The following is a 396-nucleotide window of genomic DNA, read 5'->3' as shown; positions in this document are numbered from 1 at the left end:
CCGGACACGGTGCTGCTGGCGGAGGCCAACCAGTGGCCGGAGGACGTCGTCGACTACTTCGGCGACTACCGCAGCGGCGGCGACGAGTGCCACATGGCCTTCCACTTCCCGGTCATGCCCCGCATCTTCATGGCCGTCCGCCGCGAATCGCGCTACCCCGTATCCGAAATCCTCGCCAAGACCCCGGCCATCCCGTCCGGCTGCCAGTGGGGCATCTTCCTGCGCAACCACGACGAGCTGACCCTGGAAATGGTCACCGACGAGGAACGCGACTACATGTGGGCCGAGTACGCCAAGGACCCCCGCATGCGCGCCAACATCGGCATCCGCCGCCGGCTCGCGCCCCTGCTGGACAACGACCGCAACCAGATCGAACTCTTCACCGCCCTGCTGCTG

1 pseudogene is annotated in these 396 nt (G+C 67.2%); it reads left to right on the top strand.

What is annotated here, in order from left to right:
* Positions 1 to 396, top strand: a pseudogene (locus M8H82_RS36380) (trehalose synthase); the annotation flags it as partial.

Source organism: Streptomyces sp. YS415 (assembly GCF_023544665.1).
Taxonomy (GTDB): Bacteria; Actinomycetota; Actinomycetes; order Streptomycetales; family Streptomycetaceae; genus Streptomyces.
This window is presented reverse-complemented; position numbering and strand designations above follow the sequence as displayed.